We start from the raw sequence: 3,335 nt of genomic DNA on the forward strand, positions 1-3,335 counted from the left end.
CCTCGGGGGGTACCGCCACCGAGCAGCACGCACGTGGGCCAGGAAGCGCGACGGGCCGGGAACGTCCGACGGCCGGACGACCGTCGGACGCTCCCGGCCCGTGCTCAGGAGCGGTCCGCCGCCGGCACCTCGGTGCCGACCGGTGCCGCCGGGGCGGGGGCCGGGGCGGGGGCCCGGCTGCTCCGGTTGAACAGGACGATCGAGGCCACGATGACCGCGAACCCGACGACCTCCGAGAGGGTCGGCCGCTGGCCGAGCATCGGCCAGGCGATCAGCCCCGCGGCGATCGGCACCCCGTAGAAGTACGAGGCCACCCGGTCCGCGCTCTCCGAGCGCATCAGCACGAACAGCAGGCTGAGCGCGCCGATCGAGACGCCGACCGACATCCACAGTTCCGACAGGACCAGGTCCCTGGTCCAGTGGACGACACCGGTCTCGAAGACCAGCGCGCCGACGAGCATGACGACGGCCGACGAGCCGGACTGGAGGAAGCCGTTGACCAGCGGATGCGTGCCGGGGTTCTTCATCTGGTAGTAGAACTGCCCGGTGGACAGCCCCACCAGCCCGAGGAAGTCGAAGGCGACGTTGGTCAGGGTGAGCCCGGACGACGACGCCAGCCCCTGGTAGACCGTCAGGGCCACCCCGGCCAGTCCCCCGGCGAGCGCCAGCACCGACAGCGGCCTGACCTTCCGGGCGGTCGCGACGGAGACCATCAGCCAGACCAGGATCGGCTGGAGCGCGATGATCAGCGCGGACACCGCGGGGGTCATGCCGTAGTACAGCGCGTAGAAGACCCCGGTGGAGAACACCCCTTGCAGCAGGATGCCGCTGAGGGCGAGGTGGACGTAGGCCGAGCGCGTGCGCGGCCACGGGATTCTCAGGCACAGGATGCAGGCGAACAAGACGACCGCGGTCCCGCCGAACCGGATGGCCAGGTAGGCGAACGGCTCCGCGTAGGGCAGGCCGAACCGGCCGCCCACGAAGCCCGATCCGTAGATGGTGACGAACACCAGCGCGATCAGCGAGACCTTGAGGCTCTTGTTCTTCCCGGACACTAGCGCATGCCTGCCTTGGAGCCGGCCGCGAGCGCGGCGGTCTGCGGATGGATCACGTCCGACGCCTTGTCGGTGCCGGTGAGTCGGTCGGTCAGCTCGTACTCGTTGACCAGGGCGAGGATCTCGTTCTTCAGCACCGCGATCGCCCTCGGGTAGTCGGCGTCGGCCACCGCGAGCCGTTCGCTGGGTGCGGTCGAGCGCGAGGCCTTCTCCAGCGCGCCGATCCCGTACATCCGGGACAGGATGCGGCCCAGGATCACGATCTTGGCCTGGGACGAGGCGTCGGTGAGGTGGCTGAAGTTGATGTCGGTCAGGTGGAAGAACGCGTCCTCCAGGTACCCGAACCGGCCGACGAACTCCAGCGGCGAGCGCAGCCCGGAGTCCTGGAACTCGCGCAGGAACAGGTTGGCCAGGTGCTGGCAGAGCAGGTCGTTGGTGCCGTCGAAGATGGTGTAGACCCGCGCGTCGAGCAGGGCGTAGGCGGCGATGTTGTCCGGCGCGCCCATGCGGTAGCCCTCGCCGCCGCACAGCTGCTGGTAGTCGAGGGCCGACTCCAGCATGAGCTCGGAGGAGAGCACCTTGGTGGCCAGGGAGGCGAACATGCTGCCTTCCATGTCCGTGCGGTAGTCCTCGTCGAGCATCAGGTGCCGGTACAGCGCGTTGCACACGACGGAGTTCTGCTTGATCCGGCTGACCTTGTACTTCACGTAGTCGATGTCGTGCAGCGTGCCGTCGCCGATCTGCCGGCTCTCGACGTGGTGCAGCGTCTCGGCGGTCAGCCGGCGCAGGAAGCCGCTGGACATGGCGGCCTTGCTGAACCGCGACGCGCAGAGGATCTCGGCGGCGTCGCCCAGGCTCGGCCGGCTCTTGGCGAGGCGGTAGTGTCCGGGCACCCGGATGTCGAGGGTGTTCAGCCCGTAGCCCAGGTTCTTCAGGCCGAGGCTGTCGTAGACCTCGGTGGTCTCGAAGCCGCCGTCGGAGCGCTTGTGGGCGAAGTAGGCGAACTCCTTGCGCTCGGGGTGCTTGGCGCAGACGATCCACCAGTCGGCCTGCTCGCTGAAGGCCTGCCAGTGCTTGACCCCGGTGATGCGGTAGCCGTCGCCGTCCGGCTCGTACGTGGTCCGCATGCGCGCCAGGTTCGATCCGCTGCTCGGCTCGGTGAAGGCGAGGCCGCCGATGACGGGGTTGTTGGCGAAGTCCTCGAAGACCTCCTTCTTGAGCGCCTCGTCGCCGCTGGAGGCGACGTTGCGGAGGAAGAGGACCGTGACGATCATCGTGTACATGCCCATGGGCAGGTTGCGCTCGGACATGATCTCGATGATTTCGCACATCTCCCGGTGGCTCTCCCGGCCGCCGTACGCGCGGGGGATGGCCGGCAGGTAGATGCCGAGGTCGATCAGTTCGCGGAGGCTGTCCTTGGACAGCGGCTCCTGCGGCAGGACGGCGCTGTCGAACGCGCCGATGCCGCGCTGGAAATTGTCGAGGAAAGCGGTGGAGTCGAGGTCGATTAACCGGTTCCGTGGAATGCTCATGGTGATATCCCCGTTTCTTCGGTAGCCCTGCTGATGCGGCTCGTCAGAGCGCCGCGAGTTCCTCGCGGATGTGGTCCGGAATGCGCGCGGTGGCATTGGCCTGGTAATCGAAGTGGATCATTACGGTCGTCCCGCGGGCCACCTCGGCGTCGTTCTGCCGGGCGACCTGTTCGATGGTGATCGACGTGTTGCCGATCTTCGCCACCTTCGTCTCGATGACGACGTCGACGGACGCGAGGATCTGCTTGGTGAAGTCGATCTCGTAGCGGCGGAGGATGAGCGCGAGGTCGCGCATGTTCTCCTCCTTGCTGAACAGCCGGAAGATCGGCAGACGGCCGTGCTCGAACCAGACCGGGACGGCGGAGTTGGTCACGTGGCCGAGGACGTCGACCTCGGAGAAACGCGGCGAGATTGTGACGTTCACATCCAACTCCTAGGACGTCCGACTGTTCGGTTATCAACAGTCTGCCACTGCTGATCATCCGTCAATCGGTATACCGGTCGGTGAGTTGATGTGAACTCGGCCACAAGTGCCGGGCCGGCCGGGCCTCTTGGGCCGGTCTATCCGGATTGATCCGGTGCTGTCCGGCCCTGGGCCGTTCTGGTGGCAGTCGTTCCGGTAGCGGGGCGCGGTGCGGGAAGGGGCGGGAATGCGACGGGGGGCAAGGGGGTGGTTTTGAAAGACAACACCCCGGGTCAAAGAGGTTTTGTAGTTAGGTGGAGGGGTGGGGTGTGGGAAAAGAAGATA

General features: G+C 66.9%; 3 protein-coding genes. All 3 read right to left on the reverse strand.

Going from position 1 to position 3,335, the window contains the following annotated elements:
* Positions 1-104: 104 nt before the first annotated feature.
* Genes ACFV4G_RS33320 through ACFV4G_RS33330 form a run of 3 tightly spaced genes read right to left on the reverse strand, consistent with a single transcriptional unit; the run spans position 105 to position 3,011 of the window.
* Complete coding sequence (locus tag ACFV4G_RS33320) at positions 105-1,055, reverse strand: DMT family transporter (RefSeq protein WP_380445915.1); 951 nt, start codon at positions 1,053-1,055, stop codon at positions 105-107.
* Positions 1,055-2,587, reverse strand: a complete 1,533-nt coding sequence (locus ACFV4G_RS33325) for an acyl-CoA dehydrogenase family protein (RefSeq protein ID WP_380445916.1) — start codon at positions 2,585-2,587, stop codon at positions 1,055-1,057. Before ACFV4G_RS33325 ends, ACFV4G_RS33320 begins: the two co-directional genes overlap by 1 nt.
* A gap of 43 nt (positions 2,588-2,630) precedes the next feature.
* Complete coding sequence (locus ACFV4G_RS33330; RefSeq protein WP_380445917.1) at positions 2,631-3,011, reverse strand: acyl-CoA thioesterase; 381 nt, start codon at positions 3,009-3,011, stop codon at positions 2,631-2,633.
* Positions 3,012-3,335: the final 324 nt, after the last annotated feature.

It is taken from the genome of Kitasatospora sp. NPDC059747, from assembly GCF_042732955.1.
GTDB lineage: Bacteria > Actinomycetota > Actinomycetes > Streptomycetales > Streptomycetaceae > Kitasatospora.